Origin of the sequence: Pseudarthrobacter sp. NKDBFgelt (genome assembly GCF_046097905.1) — a bacterium.
GTDB classification, from domain to species: domain Bacteria; phylum Actinomycetota; class Actinomycetes; order Actinomycetales; family Micrococcaceae; genus Arthrobacter; species Arthrobacter polychromogenes.
The window spans coordinates 1-627 of the sequence record NZ_JBJURL010000205.1 but is presented as its reverse complement, the minus strand read 5'-3'; the positions used below and the strand labels follow the sequence as shown (position 1 = coordinate 627).

The 627-nt window shown below is 52.3% G+C and carries 1 protein-coding gene; it reads left to right on the top strand.

The window, feature by feature from the left end:
* Window positions 1-83 precede the first annotated feature (83 nt).
* A partial coding sequence (locus tag ACKAE7_RS21175; protein ID WP_408980245.1) for a LicD family protein occupies window positions 84-627 on the top strand: 544 nt, incomplete at its 3' end.

Here is a 627-nt window from a genome sequence, read left to right as displayed (position 1 = left end):
GGGCAGCGGCAGGAATTTTCAGGATCGGCCGGCACCGCGGAAAACTTGTGGTCGCCGGACGCGTCCCACCTACGACATCAGAAGTGTTCATCTCGGTCAACGATCATCTAATAAAGGTCGTCAGGACAGCACCCCTTTCAACCAATCCTCAAATCTATAAATTTTGGTTTGCCTTTGGGGGTTCGACCTTGAAACGACTCCCCGAGTCGCTCGTTATAAGGGTCTCATCAGCACAGGGGATGCTTAGAGCGAACTCAGGTGCAGGCGGGATCGCCGAACCAAACCCCCGGGGAAACGGCAGGCTTTTCCGTGCCATTGCGCGAGGATGGACGATCGATAAATGGGGACAAATAGCCCTGCCGATCGCACACAAGGCCGAGTGGAAGCACTCAGCGCTTGATGCCTATCAAGAATTTCAGGAATATTTTCGCAAGACCTTTAATAAGGACCTTTATTTTGTGGCGGGGACTTTGCTGGGTGCCGTCCGAGAGGGCGATTTCATTGCGCACGACGACGACATGGATGTCGGTTATTTCTCGACAAAGGCGTCAGCGGAAGAAGTTCGTGATGAAATGTTCGAAATTCTCTATCAACTCCGATCAGACGGGTGGCCAACAAAAATCGGAT